General features: G+C 55.6%; 12 protein-coding genes and 2 pseudogenes. 4 read left to right on the top strand and 10 right to left on the bottom strand.

Annotated elements, in window-relative coordinates; translation table 11 throughout:
• Positions 1-115 precede the first annotated feature (115 nt).
• From FHT71_RS22040 to FHT71_RS21995, 10 genes and pseudogenes are all read right to left on the bottom strand, one after another.
• Complete coding sequence (locus tag FHT71_RS22040) at positions 116-1,084, bottom strand: FkbM family methyltransferase (RefSeq protein WP_183722015.1); 969 nt, start codon at positions 1,082-1,084, stop codon at positions 116-118.
• Between the two features lie 89 nt (positions 1,085-1,173).
• Positions 1,174-2,295, bottom strand: a complete 1,122-nt coding sequence (locus FHT71_RS22035) for a glycosyltransferase family 1 protein (RefSeq protein ID WP_183722013.1) — start codon at positions 2,293-2,295, stop codon at positions 1,174-1,176.
• A gap of 41 nt (positions 2,296-2,336) precedes the next feature.
• The gene (locus FHT71_RS22030) at positions 2,337-5,267 is read right to left on the bottom strand and encodes a glycosyltransferase family 1 protein (protein ID WP_183722011.1); all 2,931 of its coding nucleotides are present in this window, start codon (positions 5,265-5,267) and stop codon (positions 2,337-2,339) included.
• A 6-nt stretch (positions 5,268-5,273) separates the two neighbouring features.
• A complete protein-coding gene (locus FHT71_RS22025; protein ID WP_183722008.1) occupies positions 5,274-6,413 on the bottom strand; it encodes an FkbM family methyltransferase in 1,140 nt (379 codons plus the stop codon).
• Positions 6,413-7,273, bottom strand: coding sequence for an FkbM family methyltransferase (locus tag FHT71_RS22020; protein WP_183722005.1), 861 nt, complete (start codon positions 7,271-7,273; stop codon positions 6,413-6,415). The genes FHT71_RS22025 and FHT71_RS22020 overlap by 1 nt, the downstream gene beginning before the upstream one ends.
• Entirely contained in the window at positions 7,273-8,511 is a 1,239-nt protein-coding gene (locus FHT71_RS22015) for an ABC transporter ATP-binding protein (protein WP_183722002.1), read from the bottom strand. The genes FHT71_RS22020 and FHT71_RS22015 overlap by 1 nt, the downstream gene beginning before the upstream one ends.
• Positions 8,511-9,296, bottom strand: a complete 786-nt coding sequence (locus FHT71_RS22010; RefSeq protein ID WP_183721999.1) for an ABC transporter permease — start codon at positions 9,294-9,296, stop codon at positions 8,511-8,513. Before FHT71_RS22010 ends, FHT71_RS22015 begins: the two co-directional genes overlap by 1 nt.
• A 48-nt stretch (positions 9,297-9,344) precedes the next feature.
• Positions 9,345-10,313, bottom strand: a complete 969-nt coding sequence (locus tag FHT71_RS22005) for a GDP-mannose 4,6-dehydratase (RefSeq protein ID WP_183721996.1) — start codon at positions 10,311-10,313, stop codon at positions 9,345-9,347.
• Between the two features lie 30 nt (positions 10,314-10,343).
• Entirely contained in the window at positions 10,344-11,315 is a 972-nt protein-coding gene (gmd, locus tag FHT71_RS22000; protein ID WP_183721993.1) for a GDP-mannose 4,6-dehydratase, read from the bottom strand.
• Positions 11,316-12,158: 843 nt separating this feature from the next.
• Positions 12,159-12,433 (bottom strand): annotated as a pseudogene (locus FHT71_RS21995) (helix-turn-helix transcriptional regulator).
• A gap of 20 nt (positions 12,434-12,453) precedes the next feature.
• On the opposite strand from FHT71_RS21995, the pseudogene FHT71_RS21990 reads away from it, so the two are divergent.
• From FHT71_RS21990 to FHT71_RS21975, 4 genes and pseudogenes are all read left to right on the top strand, one after another.
• Positions 12,454-13,360 (top strand): annotated as a pseudogene (locus FHT71_RS21990) (LysR family transcriptional regulator).
• Between the two features lie 802 nt (positions 13,361-14,162).
• Complete coding sequence (locus tag FHT71_RS21985) at positions 14,163-16,310, top strand: type I secretion system permease/ATPase (protein ID WP_183721990.1); 2,148 nt, start codon at positions 14,163-14,165, stop codon at positions 16,308-16,310.
• The gene (locus FHT71_RS21980; RefSeq protein ID WP_183721988.1) at positions 16,307-17,761 is read left to right on the top strand and encodes an HlyD family type I secretion periplasmic adaptor subunit; all 1,455 of its coding nucleotides are present in this window, start codon (positions 16,307-16,309) and stop codon (positions 17,759-17,761) included. Before FHT71_RS21985 ends, FHT71_RS21980 begins: the two co-directional genes overlap by 4 nt.
• A gap of 303 nt (positions 17,762-18,064) precedes the next feature.
• On the top strand, positions 18,065-20,586 hold a 2,522-nt coding region (locus tag FHT71_RS21975; protein ID WP_183721985.1), incomplete at its 3' end, for a M10 family metallopeptidase.

The raw sequence follows: 20,586 nt of genomic DNA, 5'->3' as shown, positions 1-20,586 counted from the left end.
ACCGTCACAACATCCGATAGGAGCCGTATGCGGTAGTGCCGCACGTACGGATCTGGCCGGGGGGCGATGGGTAACCATCGTCCCTACCGGGACCGCTTGTTAGCAGTTATAGCATTCACCTTAGCGGCGATCTCCATCCCTGAACGCCATCTACAGATATCTGCGGCTTGCCATCGACAAGACGTATAATTGCTGGGCGCTCCATTTCGAGCTTCCAACCGTGAGAGAGCAACGTGGACATAAGACGTCCTTCGATTTGTCGAGAGTGTGTCCCGATCACGATATAGCGCACATACCGGTTCAAATCCGCGACGGCAGAATCTATGTAATCTGCTTCCCCGCCTTGAATATCGATATGAAGTAGATCTATCGGTTCCCCAAGCGCAATTTGGTCGAGTGAGAGAGCTGGTAACACCTGATACTCTCCGGACAACATTGCTTCCCTAACTTGCAAATCGGTAGCGTCGAACAAGGGTTCCGAACCCCACGAGGCGCCAGCGTTCTCCACTTTCGGAAAAAGCGCTGTTCCGGTTCGAGTAGCCGCAACACCATGAATAATGCGAAACTGATCCGGCCTGAAGCCATTCGTAACCATTGCCTCGTTGGCAAATTCGACATGCTCGCTGTCACCTTCGATGCCGATCAGCTCGATTCTGAGCCCGCGACCCCGCGCCGCCGCGCCAGTATTGTTCAACCAACAACCCCACCCGCAGCCAAGTTCTAAGACTCTAAACGTCTCCTCTGCCAGATCAACAGAGCGTAAGGCGGCCGCCCATTCGGCGATGTCCGCATGCCAATTTGCCGGGAGCGGGATGGGCTCGACTGTTCCCGCTTTGCCATCGAGAATTCCTGGAAAAAAGCGAGGGGCAATTTTCACGCCCAGGAAGTTTGTTAGATGATCGGCCGACGGTTGAAGATCGGGAACGGCATAGCGATTCATAACTTCGATGGCATCAAAAGTAGAGGCGTAGTTATAAAAGGGGCTTCCCCTGTCGACGATTGAACTCAGTTTGGACTGAAGTGTATTTCTCTCCTCCACGAGCCTCTTTATTTGAGGAACATACAAGGCCATTTTTTTAAGCATATTCACTTCCTCCATCCCTATCTGGCGCGAATCCTACTCTGTGGCGAGCGCTCGCAGGACAAACCGTTTCGCCCTCCGGCACCCTAATGTCACAAGCTATCGCGGCGTTCGACAACCGCCCTTTCAAAAATACTCTGGAGGGCGCTGGCACTATCTAACCAACTAAATCGCGCGGAATTCGGCCGAGCGTTTTCTGCGAGACGAGCATGCAGCAGGTCGTCGGTTGCAAGGCTCTGCAAGCCGTCACGAATGGATCGCACATCGTCGGGATCAACGAGAACACCGGCATTGCCAGCGACTTCGGGCATCGACGATGTGTTGGAGGTTAGTGTGGGAATGCCTCGTGCATTGGCCTCTATAAGGGGAAAGCCGAAGCCCTCGTAAAGGGACGGCATCGCGAGTAGCCTCGCATTGCTGTACAGCATCGCCAAGTCATCATCGCTGACATAACCGGTAAGTCGCACTTGCGGCTCAATCTGTAGACTCGCGATGTGCTTTTTCAGATCACCCAGCCTCCAGCCGTGTCCTCCCGCCAGCACTAGCAAATATTGCTGGCGCGTGGATTCAGGCAATGACGCGTAAGCTTGTAACAACCTGAGGAGGTTTTTGCGGGGCTCCAGCGTGCCCACAAATAGAATGTAGGGACGGTCGATCCCGAGCCGTGAAATATCCGTTGAGAATTCTGTTCCGCCGATCGCCGTTAATCCAGGAAAGATAACGTTGACTTTGTGAGCGCATCGCGGAAATTGGTCTTTCAGATTGGTGGCTGTCGCCGTGGAATCGGTGACGATTTCGTCTGCAACAGAGACGCCTGGTTTCATTAGCCAGCGGTCGGCCAGCCAGGTCTGCCACTGCATCGTCGCCGGCATATCTCGCCAAACTAGATCGTGGATTGTTATAACGCGCGCAATCCGGCGATCAAGGACAAAGGGCAGGCGGTGCGCCGGCCCCCAAAAGACGTCTAACTTGTCCTTTGCCGCGAGGCGCGGCAACTCTGTCTGCGCCCAGATCATACGCCTTATCCCGCCGGGAAAGCGCGAAATACGCAGCTTCGTGCCGGAGAGTTCCTTGAGGTTGCCATATGGAGCTTCCGGCAGGTAGAGATGCACCTGATGGCCAAGGAGCGCTAGATGACGGCTCATCTCCAGAACATACCGTCCAATCCCAGTCATGCTAGTGACGAGATTGCGTGCGTCGACACCAATTTTCATTTATAAGCTACCCACATGCTGTCGTCTGCTTTGTGGGCCGGTCATAGTGCCACGCGAAGCGGATTGCTCCACCAGCCGACCGCCTCCTGCACCAGCCCTATGTCCGCGAAAGCGCCGCGCTTGTCCTTGAATTTCGAGGGAACTTCGATTGACATATATAAGCTGTCGCCGGGCGGCAGAACGAAAGGGATGGGCAATCCAGGTTTGTTTGCGAAGATGGTGTTTCCGTCCTTAGATAAGATGCGGTAGCTTATCATCACTGCGAGCGAGGGATGATTTGAGCTGGCGCTCGCCCACACCTTCGCGGACCGATTCGTAATGCGTACCATATACTTCAGAGTACGGTTACCGTTCACTGCGACCGGTCCCTCAACCAGCGTGATTTCATGTCGGGTTTCGCTCGAATGCAGCGGCGCGTCCACTTTCGTGTTGCCGATATCGCTGATCGGCACATAGGTTTTGTCCGTGCGCGGCTTGTAAATCTTGTACCAATCGTCAGTTAGCACGATCCGCTGCAGTTCGTTAGCACTTTCCTTCCAGCTCATCGAGTGTCTGATAGTGCCAACTGTAGACGACTCACCCTGCACATTTGGAGTCATGTTGCTGTTAGCCCTTAGAAATGAGCGGATAGCCTTTGCGAGAGCGGGCGACGAACCAGTGGTGAAGAAGCGGCAATCTTGCCCGCGCTCGGCAACTTCGCGAAACACCGGGATGTCGCTGGCGATCACAGACTTGCCCAAGTGGGCAGCTTCTACAATGGGGAGGCCGAAGCCCTCGGCGTAAGAGGCTGCGATGAGTGCATTGCTTTCGGCATAGGCCTTCTGCAACTCCTCATCCGAAATACCGTTGCACCAAAACAGGCGCTTACCGAATTCGGCATGTCTTTCGATGCGTTGAATTAGTCCCTCTACGCCCCATCCAGGCTTTCCGACAATAGTAAGCTTGACGTCGATGCCGTCACTCCACAAGGTCTCGAAAGCCTCTAAAGCAACCGTATGTCCTTTGCGCGGCTCAAGCGTTCCGACCATGATGAAAGCGGGGGGGGCATTTGCAACAGCGGATCCAACACTTGCCTCCACACTACCTTGCGAGAAGTCCGCTCCAAGATGCCAATACCCTATCTTCATCGGACGAGGAAACTCGATAGCTTCCAACGTTGCAATCAGTTCGTCAGCGACCGCCTTCGAGATACACACAAAGGATGTTGAATAGCTAAGTGCTTTCTGAAACCACGCTGAGAACGATCGAGGCATACCGGGGTGACACATGCCGGGGTATTTGAGCGGAACCATATCGTAAAGGCACGAGATGACGGCCGCCCCTCTGAGGCGCGCGCATAACAGTGTCCAGTAGTGATCCTGATAGAATTCCCATGAACTATCGAGCATCAGGATACGGTCGTGCGAAGAAAACTCGAGCCGCGTGTCGTCCGTGAACACATTCGAGCCGATTGCTTTTTCCAGCGTTTTAGGAATACCAAACCAACCGTCGGACGAGTCGCTGTAAGCCACGAGCCGTTCAACGCCGTCGCCTTGTTCGGGTGTCCCCAAATTGGCGCAAATATTCTTTACGACTCGTTGGATGCCAGTCTTATGGTCCACGCGATATGTTGATGTCGCGTCGACTATGAGGCGCCGTCCGGTAGAATTTGTAATCTCGGAACGGGCAAGGGTTTCGGCGAGCAAGCGGTCCGGCAGCCGCGTGTCAGCAAGATTCTCCAACACCCCTCGTTGAGCAGTCAAAATGGTTCCAGCGTTGCTCGGCGCTTGCATTCTGTCGGCTGTTTGCCTCAATGCGGAAACAGCGATGCACGCAGACTTTGCCCAGCTGAACTCCGCGGCACGAATGCGCCGCGTCTCGGCGGAAGCTTTCGTTGCGTCAGGATTGCTGAGCGCGCGTTTCATCACCTCTGCCATGTCCTTGACATCTGCAGGATTGAAAAGAAGCTCTTTATCACCGACGACTTCAGGCAAGGCACCCGTGTTCGATGCGATTACGGGTGCACCGCAGGTCATTGCTTCCAGAGCGGTAAGACCAAATCCTTCCAGCAATGAAGGTTGAATTACTAGATCCGTCATTTTGTAGAGTGAAGCGAGTTCGCTATCCGTTACATGACCAACAGCCACAAAGTCGCGCTCGGCAAGCCCCAGTTTTTTCCATCTCTCTTCTTCATATTGCAGAAGAGCGTTCGGGTGATCGCCCGCCAATACAAAGCTATACTGCTCTCGCAAATGGGTTGGTAGCAGTGCAAAAGCCTCAATTGCAGATTCTATATTCTTTCGCCAATCCAAACCCCCTACATAAAGTACAAAGCGCTTTTCGGTTGGTCTTGGTGACTTGGCGTCCACATGCTTGAGTGCATCCTCGAAATCTTTCGATACCCCCGCAAGTATGTTGACTGCCCGTGGATTTTTTGAAATTTCGATGCATTCATTTTGAGAATATTCGGAGATGCAAAGATTTAGATCGTACTCTGAATAGAGGGCGAGCCGCCTATTGTAATAATTGCGTGCGGCAGGACTTGCGAGATAATGTTGGGGGTGGCGGTATGGGATCGCATCATAGAAAATTGATGCGATTGGAATTCCTGAAATGTCATTGGGCGACAGTTGAACAGCTTTGTCGCCAAAGCCTTCAAAAGGACTGGCCGACAGGGCGATGTCGGGCCTTAAGCACGCGACATGGTAGGCGAGTGCTTGCTCGCTTAGCTGCCGTCTCTCGGTGTAGCCACGGATTGCCTCCCCACCTTCTGCAATGCCATGCCACATGAAGATGTTTGCAGGCTTGACCCACTGTTGAAGATGGTCGCGAGCGGCGAGGGCCTCCAAAGGCATCGCGGCGTTGAGAGAAACGAGAAGTTCGACGTCAGGATGATTATCCACTATGCCAAGAATCAACTCTTGCACATAGCGTCCAATTCCCCGCTTTCTGCTTGCCGTTTGGAAACACTGACCATCTATCCATAGGCGCATCAGCAGTTACTCCTCGCCTATTATTCGGTTTTGCGTAAGCCGTTCCCATTTCGCGACCGATCCCTTTGGCGCGTCAATGTACCATCGCCCCTCAATATCGTGCTCTTGCCGGGCGGCATATCCGCGAGCATTGGCGAAGGCCTCCAGTCTATTTCTCATCCAGGGAAAACAGCGCAGTAACTGCAAGCATCGATCCTTCCATCGGGGGTGCCTGGAAAGCCAACGAATTGCCGCTTCAAGTATTGCCCCCGTGCTTTGTCGCGTTAACGCCGGCACGCGTCTCAGGTATGCTGAAACCCCGCGAAGTGGCCGTGTTAGGCGCCATGAAAGGCTCTGATAGATCTCGTGCAACCTCTCCTGTGCGTCGGCTACTTGGTTGCGAGAGTCCAAAAGCTCTTCCTGCAAGGCGCGCCACTGTTGATCGCGTTCTGCCAACAAGGACCGTAGCCCCGCAGCATAGGGCACATGTTCAGCGAGGATGAACTCATCGAAAACGTTGGGACCTAGTCCAAAGGATGGAATGAGTTCTGGATGCAGTTCACTTACATAGAAGCGGTTCAGTCCATCAAAATAGACAAATTGATAGCCTAGGCTCAATAGATTGTCTTCCCACAGAGCGTGTGTCTCCGCCTGTGATAATGGGGCGGTGCTTTCTACTACAACGATCCAAGGTCGCGCCTGCGATGGACGCCAACTCGCAAGAACATCTCCTTCCATGCCTTCTACATCGACCTTTAGCCAGTGAATATCGTTTCCATTGGCGCGGTCCAGCAATGTGGAAAGCGGCATGGAGGCAACCAAGGTCTCAACGACTCTGAAACCGCGGTCCTCATGCGTCTTTGCGATGCTCTCGTCGGCTGTACTCAGTCCCGTTCCAAAAATCTCGAAGAAGCGCAGCGACGTGCCTTTAGCGCCGATCGCAGCTTCTACAACGGCCTCGTCCGGTCTATCTGTTCGCAGCTTGGAAGCGTAATTTGATGTTGCCTCTGCATGGATCCCACGCCAGCCAAGCTCATAAAAACCGCGGCTAACAGAATGAATTAGGGGATCCTGGGCGCCGACATCGATATAGAAGCCGTTCTCAATATGCTTTAATGCCCGCCAAAGAATTACGTCTTCGAAATTTTGCGCGTAGGAGGTAAACATCACAGTTCCGGAAATAGAGAGCGACGCGCGGTGTTGCGGCTAATCGCAGGCAATTCGACAAACTTGTCTTGGGCGAAAAAGGTTGCGACGATCAAGCCGTCGCCGCTGAATGATTCCTGGACATCGTGCTCAACTAAGATTCGTCCCCCAAATTGTCTGATCTTCTCGACGCAGTCACCGTGGGTTGTTCTCGAACCGGAAATGGAGCTGTGATGAGTTGAGACAACAAGGAATCGTATCCGCCCGGCTTGTATGGCGCGGCCAATCGAACCCAAGAAGGGTACCTCCGCACCTTGGACGTCCATGTGCAGAATTTCGATGGTGCTGTCACCGGAGAGCTTCAAAATAGAGTCCATATTGAAGCAAGGTAAGGTTAGTTCGGAGCCTACGCTCTCCGCGTGAAGCGTGAAGGCTGCGTCTTCCTTTTCTCCGATCCAAGCGCTGTGTAGTTCCGCTCGCCCCGTCATACCGTTCAGAGCAATATTCTTCGCGCCCACTGCGCGATTGCGGGGGTCCGGTTCAACGCATATGGCGCGAGACCCTGGTATCTCGTGCAGGTACCAAAGAGAATAGTAGGCCCAGAACGCTCCAAGTTCTACAATAACCGAGTTATGTCGGCATAGGCGGAGCAGGCTATCAAAAATCAGTTCTTCTTGTGGCTCGTGATGTCCCCGGAGCGCGCGTATGATATGCGCCATCCAATCGCCATGATATCCGCCCGCCGCGACTTTGATACCATTGTGCATTATTTGCACCGGACCGTCCGGAGTCTCAATGACGTGTCCTGCATCAGCGATCTTCGGGATTTGATCGCAGTCCGTGCAACTGATGGTCATGAGCGTTCGTGCAAGGCTGTCCATTAATCTACTCTCGCGATGTTAATTCTAGCTGGAATGGCATTAGAGCCTACGAAGAAGGGCAGCGATGTATTGACGACATCGAAGACAAGTGCGTTGTCCTGCCAGTCATAATTTCCATCGAGATTACTGTCTGAGCCAGTTATCGCTGTCGTAAAACTGAACGACCCTGGCCCGAGGTTGCAGTCGAATTCCGTATCGAAACGGATATGCTGCCCAGCTTCTTGGTCAACCAGCGTTTGGTTCGTGTGCGATGTATTAGTACCCCACACGACATGCCCTGTGCGGTCCCGCAACATGATGCCCAGAACGATTTTGGGAACTGGATTTTGGACCTCGAGTTCGACGCGCAGCGTCAACTTTTGCCCAACCACTGCCGTAGATACTGCCATCGAACTTGCGGTGTCGAGCAGTTCGACATTTCTTACGATCGTGTCGAACGTTCCCGAGCGTGTGCGCAGCCATCCGTTAGCATCCCGCTTCTGCTCGATAGTCATTTCACCAAGGTTTTCGCGATCCGCCATCATCGCATTGTAGTAATCCACCACCTCGTCAGTCGGTCCGTCTTTCAGGACGGCACCCTTGTCGAGAAGAATGACACGATCACACAGCGCTCTTACATCTCCAAGACTATGCGTCACAAGAAGGATCGCGGAGCCCTCTTCCTTGAAGTGCCTTATGCGGTCAAAGCTCTTGTGTTGAAAATAGCTGTCACCGACAGACAATACTTCATCCACGATCAAAATGTCCGGACGTTTGGCTGTCGCGAGCGCGAACGCTAACCGGGCCTGCATGCCGCTCGAATATACACGCACGGGCTGATCGAAGAATTCGCCAATCTCCGCAAACGCTTCGATCGCGGGTATCAGGCCATCAAGCTCCTGCTGTGAAAAGCCCATGAGGCCACCTGCTTGATATATGTTTTGGCGGCCCGTGAACTCCGGATTGAAACCAAGTCCTAACTCCAGAATCGCGCTGATCCGGCCCGAGACATGGATATTGCCGCTGCTGGGTCGAACTGTTCCAGTGACCATTTTCAACAGCGTGCTCTTGCCGGCGCCGTTCTGACCAATTAGGGCAACTGCTTCACCTTGCTGGACCTGTAACGAAATGTTACGGCTCGCCCAAAATTCTGAGGCTGGGGAAAACGAGGCTCCAAACCAATTGGCAAACCTTTGAAGATTACTCTTATAGGTCGGATAGCGTTTGTCGACCCTGTCAACCGTTAGTACGCAGCTCATCAGAGAGCATCCACGAGATCGGCACTGGCGCGCCGAAATACGAAAAAGGAAAGCGAAACCATGAGTGCTCCGATCAATATTGCGGGCCATAGGTCGCCCCAATGTGGGCCCTCATCGAGGAGCAGCGCGTTCTGATATAGGGCCACCAGCGGCATCATGGGATTTAGATGCAGCAGCAACTGAAATCTTTCAGGGACAGCGGTTGCTACATATACGACGGGCGTGCACCAGAACCACAGTTGCATAACAACCGTCATTAGCTGGCCGATATCACGGGCGAAAACATTCAGTACTCCGAGAAACACCCCGATACCAAATGCCAGTACCGAAATTAGGAGCATTCCTGGTATCACGTAAAGCCATGCAAGGCCTGGAAAATGGCCGAAAAAAAGAAAAATGAAGGCGATGGAGCAAAGCAGTAGAACGTGATTGATAAGGGCGCTGCCCCAGACAATGATTGGAAGACAAAGGCGCGGGAACGAAATCTTCTTCAGTGTTGACGCCTGTTCGATGAAAACGTTCATGCTTCGCGTTAGAATCTCCGTAAACAAGCCCCAGGCAGCCATGCCAGAAAGGAGATAGATCGGATAGGCGGCAGGATTGGCCATGTTCGGCATTTTCGCACGCATGACCTCTGCCAAGACGATCGAGAATATCAATGCCTGCGCCAACGGGTGAAGAATAAACCACAAGCCACCCAGTCGTGAGCGCGCGAAGCGCCCACGCAATTCCCCCCTTATGGAGGAAATAATGAAGTGTCGGTATCTCCAGATACTACTGAGCAAACGTCATCTCCGCCATTGGGAAACATGATAGGTCTCCGGTCAGCACAGTCATTGAGGCTTCTTCCTCGCTTTCCAATCCTCCAGCACATCACTGAGCGTACTGCCTAATGGAATTTCCGGCTTCCACCCGAACGTTTTGAAAGCTGCTTGATTGTCTCCGGAAGCCACGGCGACTTCGGGTCCTCGGAGTCGCTTCGGATCAATCTCGACGTCCACTTTTAGTCCGGACAGATCGATGAGCATGTCGAGTATCGATTGAATTTGGATCGGTCGCGCGGACGATAGGTTGAATGCCTTGCCAAGCGCATCCGGAGGGACCTCCATCAGTGCCGCGTCCGTATACGCGCGCACGATATCCCGAACATCCAGAAAATCTCGCAGCGCCGACAGATTTCCAACCTCCATACGAGGGGGTCTGGTTCCCGCTCCAATCTCAGCGAGTTGCCGAGCGAACGCGGCGGCGACATAGGCATCTGTCTGTCCCGGCCCCGTGTGATTGAAGGGACGAAAACAGATCGCTTTCAGCCCCTCGTAGGCAAGTTGGGCAACCGCTATATCAGCGGCGGCTTTTGTCGCCCCGTATACAGTCATCGGCTTGAGTGGGCGATCTTCGCGCACTGCTTCCCCTGCTGCGTCAATAAATGAGGCCCCGTAGGCCTCGGAACTACCCACAAAGATAAACCGTGCGTCAGGGGAATGTTCGATTGTGGCGTAAGCAAGATTCATCGTGCCTTGGAAATTCACATCCCAAGCGCGCCGCGGCAGCCTGCGAGCTTCTGCTGGAGCGGCAACCGCCGCGAGATGAATGACGGCGGTCGGACGACACTCTTCGATCAAATCTGCGACTTGACCCCGATCCGTTATATCGGTCGCCCGGTCTGCCCCGCTTCCGTGACCGACTGCTATGACAGTCAAATTGCGGCCGTCTTGTATCTGTCGTCTCTTGAATTCGCGTTGGAGCCATGTTCCAACAAACCCATTAGCTCCGGTAATTAGAATGCGATCTTCCCGCAGCATACGATACTCGCAGTTTTGGTGGCAGACAAACTAGCTCAACCGCTTTAGATCGGCGTCGACCATCTCGACAATCATTTCTTCAAGGCTGATCTTGGGCTCCCAGCCGAATTTGTCACGAGCCTTCTGCGGATTGCCGAGCAATACATCCACTTCTGCAGGGCGGAACAGGTCGGGGTCGATTATCAAGTGGTCCTCCATCTTCAATCCGGCGTGCTGGAATGCGATGGAGCACATGTCTCGCACAGTGGTCGTGCGGCCGGTGGCGATCACATAGTCGTCAGCGACGTCCTGCTGCAGCATAAGCCACATGGCACGGACATAGTCCTTCGAGTGCCCCCAATCGCGCTTCGCGTCGATATTCCCAAGCCGAAGTTCTTTCGCCAGACCTAGCTTGATGCGCGCGACCGCGTCCGTCACTTTGCGGGTCACAAACTCAATGCCGCGGAGAGGGGATTCATGATTGAAAAGGATGCCGCTCGATGCATGCAATCCATAACTTTCGCGATAGTTGACCGTCAGCCAATGACCGTAGAGCTTGGCAACAGCATAAGGCGAGCGCGGATAAAATGGGGTCGTTTCAGACTGCATCGGTTCCTGGATGAGGCCGTACATCTCGGAGGACGATGCCTGGTAGAAACGCGCGTCCGGCTTCTCAAGGCGAACCGCCTCCAGCACATTGGTCACACCAAGCCCAGTAACCTGGCCGGTAAGGAATGGCTGCTGCCACGAGGACTTGACGAATGATTGGGCAGCGAGGTTGTAGACTTCCTCAGGCTTTACATCCCGCATCGTCCGGATGAGACCGGATAGGTCCAGCAAGTTCCCGTCGACGATCCGAACTTCCCGTTCGATGCCTAGCCATTGGAGGCGGCTGAGATTGACATCTGACGTGCTTGATCTCCGTGCGAGGCCATGAACCTCGTACCCGTTCTTCAGCAACAGTTCTGCGAGGTAGGCGCCATCTTGACCAGTTACGCCCGTTATCAACGCTTTCTTCGCCACTTCAGTCTCCGTACTTGCGTCATTACGACTTGCTGTTGAGCCTAGGAACCAGAATGCTATCTGAAGGCGCTCTGGTCGATCGCAGATTTTCCTGCGCCCTTTAGCCGGTCTGACATCCAATGACAACGACCAGCAGCTAATTAGGGACGTTTGGGCGTTCGCTATGTGGAAAAGTGGTGGGGTGCGTTGTAGTGCGCCTCGTCAAATCGACAGAGGCTTTACTAAGGATCGCTTGTCAGAAGTTCGCCTGCTTCCACCCAAAACGTCTGCCAAGGGAGCCAATACTTCGATGTTTGCGCGATAGAGGCGCCGTTCCAAAGAGCATACGTTCCGGCGATTTTCCGCAAGGTTGAAAGCCGTCGATACTCTGGCCGAGCGTCCACGACCGAACCGGTGTGGAGTGCACCATACCAGCGCCGTGAGAAAGCCTCTCTGTTGGCGCCCTGGTCGGCAAAACTAAATTTGTGCCAGGCGCCGGGATCTCGCTCTTTGGCACATGCCCGCGCCATCCCTCCCGCCATTCTTCAACGAGCCATCGTCCGAGCGGTCGTATTTCGGATTGTCTCGTCAGCGCAGGTACGGCGGTGCAGGGTTCGTGGTCGCGATCGATACGGCATCTGATGATAATAGAAGGGGAGTAAAGTCTAATATGTTGACAAAGGCCAGGAAGTCCGCGCAACCATAAGCTTGGCGCGAAGGCCAGCAGCTACAAGGGCTTAGCTTCCAAGGCGATAAGAGAAGATGGTTCGTTTCCCTTCAGGCGAAGAATAGTTGACCGACGTTGTGTCGTTCGATCTGAACTCCGCATCCATCTTCTACGAGACCGCTGGTTGGGCGACTCCTTTACCGCGCGTCGGTCGTTCGCTGCTTTCGCCCTGAACGCAGAGGGGCGGGCTTCTTCTCGGTTGGTTTGATCTCTTCAAACAGCGCGCCGACGTTAACCGCCAGCACGCTCGCCAACGAGTCGAGTGTCGCGACAGTTACGTTTTCTCTCCCGCGCTCGACGCGTCCTACGTACGACCAATCAATATTCGACTCGAGAGCCAGCTTTTCTTGAGACAAACCTTTCGCAACCCGCAGGCGGCGCAGATCCAGCCGATGGTTTGTCGCGTGTCCATGGACGGACTGACAGTCCCTAATTAGGCGTAGATATTTTCAATCCCGAAGCTGCCAACTCTCCTATTTCAAAGCGGTGGCCGAGGAACTGCACTTCGGCAGGGCGGCGGCGAAGGTGCGGATTGCCCAGCCGGCCTTGAGCAATCATGTCATGGCGCTGGAAAGGGAGCTGGGATGCCCACTGTTCATCCGCTCGACCCGGCGGGTCGAACTGACCAGGGCAGGCGAGACCTTCTATGATCGCTGTGTGCGGATCCTCAGCGAAGTCGATCACCGAACTGACGCGGGCTGCCGGCGGCAGTCGCCTCCGCCAGATTAAGATCGGCACCGTCTATCCGGCCACCATAGGCATGCTGCCAACCTTCCTGTCGAAAATCGCCCGCAAGTTCCCCGATGTGAAGATCCATATCGCCTCGGGCAACACCGGCGACATCATCCGCAACCTCGAGAGCGGCCAGATCAATCTCGGCTTTATCCGCCCGGTGGAAAACATCGGCTCGTTGCGCTTCTTCTCGATTGCTCATGAGCGTTACTATCTGGCGGTTGGCCATTCCAATCCGCTGGCGGAGCGCGACGAGATCAGCATCGACGATCTCAGCGATCAGAAGATCATTGCCTTTTCCCGGCAGAACCTGTCGTTCACCGAACGCTACTTCAATGAGAAGTTCGAGGCCTACGACCTCGCCAAGAACATCGCCTACACCTGCGATGATACCTGGTCGCTGGTATCGCTCGTCTCGGCCGGGCTTGGCGTCGGCTTTGCGCCGGAATGGACGCTGGAGCTTCCGAACTGCGCCTTCGAGCTGAAGAAGGTGAAGGGGATCGACTTTCGGATCGGGCTCGGGGTTGCCTGGTACAGGGAAGATCCAACCGCCTCGCGCGATGACATCGTCGATATTGCTCGGTCATTGGCGAGGGCAGGGCGGTGAGGCGACCGTGTTCGGCCAACCCTCGCTGTTCCGCCGCCCGGTTGCCGAAGCTCGTATGCCTGCTTGATGTCGAAAGTGCTTCGTGGTGGTCACGCCCGCGCTCCGGTCTCCGGGGAAATGCCATCACAGCTCAGTACGCGACCGCAATTACCTGAGTACCGGCCTCCTTGGCCGCGTGAATGAGCGGGAGCATCATGGGAAGACACATTTCCAGGAATTGCATCCAGGCAGATTCTAACCGCCACGACGGCATCCTGCCATCGTTACTTGGCAAGCCGGGCAATCAGCGCCAGGGCTACCAAGGGAAGTGACGAGCCGACTGCCCATCATAAGCTTTGCGGTCGTCCGATGGGTTATGGGGCACATGCTGGCATCCACCCTTCACAACCCATTGAAATAGTGATTTCTTCGTCCCGGCCCGAGTCGGCAATAGCGATCGTATTTTCCAGCTCAGCAACATCGATTCCAACAAAAGTTTCTCCACAATCTGAGACGGGTCGTCCTCCTGTCATGAGAATCGGCTCGGCAAGCCCGAGCTACACTCGCACGCGCAAGTATTGGGCAAGCCAGCGCAGCCAGGGAACCGGACATGCCGTCTTGTGGGATGGAGACTTGAGTACAAAAAACTGTCTGTTAGTCGTGTTTCGTGATTTCTCGGCCACAACCATCCCGAAATATTGCTAGCGCCAATATCTCCATGGCGTTGTAACTATGAGTCAGCTACATCGGGGGAAAGTGGCTGGAGTGAACGGTTTGCCGCCGCAAGCGCCGATCTGCAGCTTAAGGGAGAATGATTTCGCGCATGGATGGCATCGTTCCGCAGCATCACGACTCCGGTCTTCGTGCGCTTTGCGGTATCGCTGCGTTCTACCGGATTGCCGCTGACCCAGTCCAGCTTCAGCACGATCTGGGGCTGAAGGGGCGGACATCCGAAGCCATCGACATCCAGCGAGCAGCCAAGATCATTGGCCTTAAGGCGCGTGTCGTGGAGAAGGTCACGGAGCACCGCCTTCGATCCATGCCGGTTCCGGCAATCGTCAAAGTGCGCAGCGGCTCCTTTCAGGTGCTCGGCGGTTTGAATCCATCAGGAAAGTACAGACTTGTCGATCCGATAACGCGCGCTGATCGGGAAGTTGCTCCGTCGGATATACTGGACGAAATCGGTTCGCGTGTGATCCTCATCGGCCGGCGGATCGGCGGTGAAGGATCCGATCCCAGGGAGTTCGGCATTAAGTGGTTCCTGCCGTCGATCTGGCGCTACCGCAAGCCACTCGCACATGTTCTGCTTGCCTCGCTGTTTGTTCAGATATTTGCGCTGGTCACACCCTTGTTCTTTCAGGTGGTGGTCGACAAGGTACTGACGCACAAAGGCTACTCGACACTTTTCGTGCTGGTCGCAGGCATTGCGATCATCGGTCTCTTCGATGTCGTGCTTCAATATCTCAGAACCTACGCGCTGGCGCACACGACGAACCGGATCGACGTCGAACTTGGACAACGGCTGTTTCACCATCTTTTGCGACTGCCTCTCGGCTATTTCGAGACCCGCTCGGCCGGACAGACGGTTGCCAGGGTGCGCGAGCTTGAAACTATCCGTGCGTTTCTGACCGGGCAGGGACTGTTCTCGGCGCTTGATGTCGTTTTCACTTTTGTCTTCATCGCGGTTCTTTTTGCTTACTCCTGGAGCTTGACGCTGATCGTCATTGCCGCGATTCCGATCTACATCCTGATCGGCATGGCGGTGAGGCCACCGCTTCGCGAATTCGTCAAAGAGAAATTCAATCGAGGTGCTGCCAGCCAGCAATTTCTCGTCGAAGCGATCGTAGGTGTCCACACGGTCAAATCCGCCGCGGTGGAACCGGTGATGCAGGCACAGTGGGAGGAGAAGCTTGCAGCCTATGTGCGGACAGCTTTTGATACGACGCTTCTCAGCGCCGGCGGACAAAACGCCATTCAATATGTCAGCAAGCTTTCGACGGCAGCTCTTCTTCTCTTCGGCGCCAAGGCCGTCATCGATGGCGAGCTATCGGTTGGCTCGCTGGTTGCCTTCAACATGATTGCCGGCCAGGTCACGCAGCCGGTTTTGAGGCTGTCCCAACTCTGGCAGGATTTTCAGCAGGTTCAGATCTCCGTCGATCGGCTCGGTGACATTCTGAACACGCCGATGGAGCGTCAGCCTGGCGCTCGTTTGTCGTTGCCGGCTCCAAGAGGGCATATCGAGTTTCGAAATGTCACCTTCCGCTATCGGCCTGGCTCCCCGGAGGTCCTGAAAAACGTATCGCTTGAGATCAGACCCGGAGAAGTGATCGGCATCGTCGGCGCTTCAGGTTCTGGAAAATCGACGCTGACCAAGCTCGTCCAACGCCTCTATATCCCGGAGGAGGGGCAGGTCCTTCTCGACGGGGCGGATCTTTCGCAACTCGATCCCGCCTGGCTTCGAAGCCACATAGGAGTGGTTCTCCAAGAGAACCTTCTGTTCAACCGCACGATTCACGACAACATCGCATTTTCAAACCCGGCAATGCAGCGGGCGCAAGTCATTGCTATTGCCAGGCTCGCTGGTGCTGACGAATTCATCACAAGGCTGCCGCAGGGCTATGACACGATGATTGAGGAGCGCGGCGCGAACCTGTCCGGCGGCCAGCGTCAGAGGATCGCCATTGCAAGGGCCCTTGCGACCAATCCGCCGATATTGATTTTCGATGAGGCAACAAGTGCGCTCGACTACGAAAGCGAGCGCGTCATTCAGACGAACATGCGCCAGATCGCAAAGGGCCGAACGGTGATCATCATCGCGCACCGGCTTGCCGCCGTCAGGCCATGCAACCGGATTATCGGCATTTCCGACGGGAGGATTGCCGAGGTCGGCAGCCATGACGAATTGCTGGGTAGGCCAGATGGCCTTTATTCGCGTCTCTGGGCATTGCAGAACGACAGGGGAGTGGCATGAGCGCAGTCGCTGACGCCTCCCGCCATTCGCCTCTTCCGCGACGGCCCGCAACACGCTCGGATCACGAATTTCTGGCGCCAGCGCTTGAAGTTCTGGAAACGCCGCCATCACCCATACGCATGACGCTGATCTTGATCATCTGCCTGTTCACCACAGTTGCCTTGGTCTGGTCGTATCTTGGCCGCATCGACATCATCGCTTCTGCGCAAGGCAAGATCCAGCCGACTGGCCGCGTCAAGGTCGTGCAGCCATTGCTGACGGGCAAGGTAAAGGCGCTGCCACCACAAAACGGCGATCACGTGCGCCGGGCCGACATTCTGCTCGAACTTGATCCGACGGATGCTCTCGCGGACGAAAGGGACGCCTCAAAGGGCCTCGCATCCGTGAAGGCTGAGGTTCAGCGCCGCAGGGCTGCCATCCAGTTCGTGCGTTCGCAACAAGCACCGGGATCGGTTCCGGACGTCAACTGGGACAAGGGTACTGGCCTTGAGCTGCAGCAGCGCGAGAATGGCATTCTTCGTGGCGATATTGAGCGATATGACGCGACTATCGCCTCACTCGACGCGCAGCAGCACCAGAAGGAAGTGGAGCGTGATCGGCTCAAAGTGACAGTCGCCGCGCAAGAATCCCTCGTTTTGACCCTCAAAGAGCGCGTAATGATGCGCAGTACACTTGCTTCGAAGGACGCGGGTACAATGGCAAGCGTCATCGATGCAACGGAGACGATGAAGGAGCAGGTGACGCAGTTGGCGATACGGCAGGGTCAGCTTGCTGACGCCGAGGCTGCAATAAATGTCTTCGCGAGCGAGAAACGGAAAACAGAACGCGCCTTTCTAAGCGATCAGCTTGACCGGCTTGGCGACGCCGAGCGCCGCGCGGACGAATTGGAGGAGCGCCTGGCGAAGGCAAAGAATTCTCTTGAGCAGATGACGTTGCGCAGTCCGATCGATGGAACTGTGCAGTCCTCGTCGGTGACCGGCCTCGGGCAGGTGGTCACCGTTGGCCAGGACCTGATGCGGATCGTGCCTGAAGACAGCGCGCTGGAGCTTGAGGTCTATATGCCCAACAAGGACATTGGTTTCATCAAAGTGGCCCAGGAAGCCGTCGTGAAACTTGAGGCCTTTCCGTTCACGCGCTACGGGACGGTTTCAGCCGTCGTCGTGAAGGTTGCGGCCGATGCCATCCCGGAGCCAGACGCAACCCGACGTGAGGGCGACCCCATCGCGAGGCAGTCAGGGGCAGCCTTTGGTGGTGCGGAGCGAACACAAAATCTGGTCTTTCCTGTTACGCTGCGCCTTAAGGCCGATCACATTCAAGCTGACGGTGCAGATGTGAAACTGTCGCCAGGTATGGCGGCTGTTGCGGAGGTGCGCACCGGCCAGCGCAGAATATTGGAGTATGTGTTCTCGCCATTGGTTGAGGTCGCTGACGAGGCGCTTCATGAGCGATAAAGGATCGTCAAAATATAGTGGCTATAAATACGTCGCGACTGCTGTGGCGTTCTCGTTTTTGTCGGTAAGTTCAAAGAATATCATGATTTTGAGGGTCTAAAGGCGTGTTTGCGGCAAATTGCGTTCTTAAAATATTTGCGCACGAGCGCAGGTCAGGGAGCCAATCATGACGGTTGTCGTCGGTTTTCTGCCGGCGGCGCTGTGCGGCCGGACCTAATTTTCCATTTTCAGCCGAGCGTCGTGCGGGTGGGGAGGTGAGCCGACCCAACGCACGGTAAGGTGGCATAAGTAAGCGGTGATTTCATGACGGACATTATTACTCCCACAAAGAACGTCAGCCTGACGGGGGATCAGAAAATTGATGGCGTTATCAGCGGCTATGCCTGGGACGGCACGATAACCTATGCGTTTCCCACCAGCTCGACGTCGTACTCCTATAGTGGCGAGAAAGATTACGATTTCTCTTCGATTTCCTCGCAACAGCGCTCTGCTGCCTTGTTCCTTATGGAACAATCCTACGGAAACACGGCAAATGACGGCTTCTCCGTGGAGGGATTTACGAACGCCAGTTTCGTGGCTGGCGGCGCGGACACCGCAACGGTGCGGTTTGCCGAGTCGTGGCTTCCTGATACGGCATGGGCCTATGAACCAGGTACTGGAAGCAGCAGCGGCGATATCTGGTTCGGGACGGCATATGCTTGGACGGCCGATGATTATCGCTATCCGGAGTTCGGCAACTATGCAGGCCATACATTGGCGCATGAACTGGGTCACGCCCTCGGTCTGAAACATGGTCATGAAGCGGACACAAGCAATTCGGTGATCGTGCCCGACGCCTACGATTCCGTCGAATATACGATCATGACCTACCGTACATATGTCGGAGACAATGCGACTGGTTACAAATACGAGCAGAATGGCGCGCCACAGACCTTCATGATGCTCGATATCGCCGCCCTGCAGGAAATGTATGGTGCGGACTACACGACCAACAGTGGCAATACCGTCTACAAGTGGAAGCCGAACGAAGGCGTCACCTATGTCAACGGGGTCGCGGCCATCACGCCCGATGCCAACAGGATCTTCGCAACAATCTGGGACGGCGGCGGCATCGACACCTATGATCTGAGCGCCTATACCACCAGCCTTAAAATCGACTTGCGAGCAGGCGGCTACTCGGTCTTTTCCTCACTCCAGCTGGCCGATCTGGGAGGTGGCCCGAACAATGGTTATGCTCGCGGTAACATTTTCAACGCGCTTCTTTATCACGACAACCTTGCATCGCTGATCGAGAATGTTCTGGCAGGCTCCGGCAGCGATACGATTGTCGGCAACGAGGTGAACAATACCCTGTGGGGCAATGCCGGAAATGACTCGCTTACCGGCGGTGCCGGCGATGACACATTGAACGGCGGCGCCGGATTGGACCGGATGTCGGGCGGGGTGGGCGACGACATTTACGTCGTCGATGTTGCGAACGATGTCGTGACCGAGAACGCGGACGAGGGGACGGACACGGTCCGGACGGCGCTCTCGAGTTATACACTCAGCGCCAACGTCGAGAACCTGACCTACACGGGCACTAGCAACTTTTTCGGCATCGGCAATGCCGCGGCCAATGTGATCACTGGCGGGGCAGCGTCCGATTCCCTGAATGGCGGCGCCGGCGCCGACACACTGATCGGTGGAGCGGGTAACGATACCTACACCGTCGATACTCTCGACGACGTCGTGGTCGAGGCGTCCGCCGGCGGCGCCGATGACATCAAGACCGCTCTTGCAAGCTATTCCCTGGCGGCGATCGACAACGTCGAGAACCTGGCCTTCATCGGCAGCGGCAGTTTCACCGGTGCGGGCAACAGCCTCGACAACATCATCACTGGCGGGGCTGGTAACGACACGCTTTCCGGTGATGCCGGCAACGATAGGCTGAGTGGCGGCACCGGAGCGGACACGCTCCTTGGTGACGCCGGCGACGATTGGCTGGATGGTTGGACGGGAGAGGATGCGCTTTCGGGGGGCATCGGCAACGACATTTATGTCGTTGACAGTGCCGGGGATACAGTCACCGAAAGTGCCGACGAGGGTACCGATACGGTGTACGTGCAGTCGTACTACCTCGCGAGCTACACGCTGGGTGCCAATGTCGAGAACCTCACCTACGTTGGATCATCTGCCTTTGCTGGCACCGGCAATACACTGAACAACGTCATGATCGGCGGGGCGGGGGTCGACACGCTGAGGGGCGGCGCGGGCGACGACACCTATGTCGTCAGCACCGGGGACATCGTCGTCGAAAATGCCGACGAGGGTATCGACACCGTAAAGACGGGCCTGGCCGCCTACACACTAGGCGCCAATGTCGAGAATCTTAGTTACGCCGGCGCAGCAGCCTTTTCTGGCACCGGCAATGCGCTCGACAACGTCATCAAGGGCGGTGTTGCTGCCGACAGGCTCACGGGGGCTGCGGGCAAAGATACATTGATCGGGGGCGCTGGTTCCGACACGATGTCGGGCGGGGTGGGCGACGACATCTATGTGGTCGATGTTGCGACCGACATTGTGCTCGAGAATGCGAACGAGGGCGCTGACGAGATCCAGACGTCGCTTGCGACCTACTCGATGGCCGCGCTGGTGAATGTCGAGAACCTGACCTACACCGGCACCGGCAACTTTGCCGGCGCCGGCAACGCTCTCGCCAATACGATCACCGGTGGCGCGGGCGCCGATACGCTGAACGGCGGGGCTGGCGCCGACACGCTGATCGGCGGGACGGGCAACGACACCTACATCGTCGACAGTGTCGGCGATGTCACCCTTGAGAA

Source organism: Rhizobium sp. BK060, assembly GCF_014193145.1.
Lineage (GTDB): Bacteria > Pseudomonadota > Alphaproteobacteria > Rhizobiales > Rhizobiaceae > Rhizobium.
The sequence above is the reverse complement of the archived record's forward strand: the minus strand, read 5'-3'. Positions and strand labels throughout refer to the sequence as shown.

Excerpts from the sequence above, each read along its gene's own strand:
- FHT71_RS22030 (WP_183722011.1), bottom strand. The coding sequence starts at position 5,267 with ATGCGCCTATGGATAGATGGTCAGTGTTTCCAAACGGCAAGCAGAAAG.
- FHT71_RS22040 (WP_183722015.1), bottom strand. The coding sequence starts at position 1,084 with ATGCTTAAAAAAATGGCCTTGTATGTTCCTCAAATAAAGAGGCTCGTG.
- FHT71_RS22035 (WP_183722013.1), bottom strand. The coding sequence starts at position 2,295 with ATGAAAATTGGTGTCGACGCACGCAATCTCGTCACTAGCATGACTGGG.
- FHT71_RS22020 (WP_183722005.1), bottom strand. The coding sequence starts at position 7,273 with ATGGACAGCCTTGCACGAACGCTCATGACCATCAGTTGCACGGACTGC.
- FHT71_RS21980 (WP_183721988.1), top strand. The coding sequence starts at position 16,307 with ATGAGCGCAGTCGCTGACGCCTCCCGCCATTCGCCTCTTCCGCGACGG.
- FHT71_RS22005 (WP_183721996.1), bottom strand. The coding sequence starts at position 10,313 with ATGCTGCGGGAAGATCGCATTCTAATTACCGGAGCTAATGGGTTTGTT.
- FHT71_RS21985 (WP_183721990.1), top strand. The coding sequence starts at position 14,163 with ATGGATGGCATCGTTCCGCAGCATCACGACTCCGGTCTTCGTGCGCTT.
- FHT71_RS22015 (WP_183722002.1), bottom strand. The coding sequence starts at position 8,511 with ATGAGCTGCGTACTAACGGTTGACAGGGTCGACAAACGCTATCCGACC.
- FHT71_RS22025 (WP_183722008.1), bottom strand. The coding sequence starts at position 6,413 with ATGTTTACCTCCTACGCGCAAAATTTCGAAGACGTAATTCTTTGGCGG.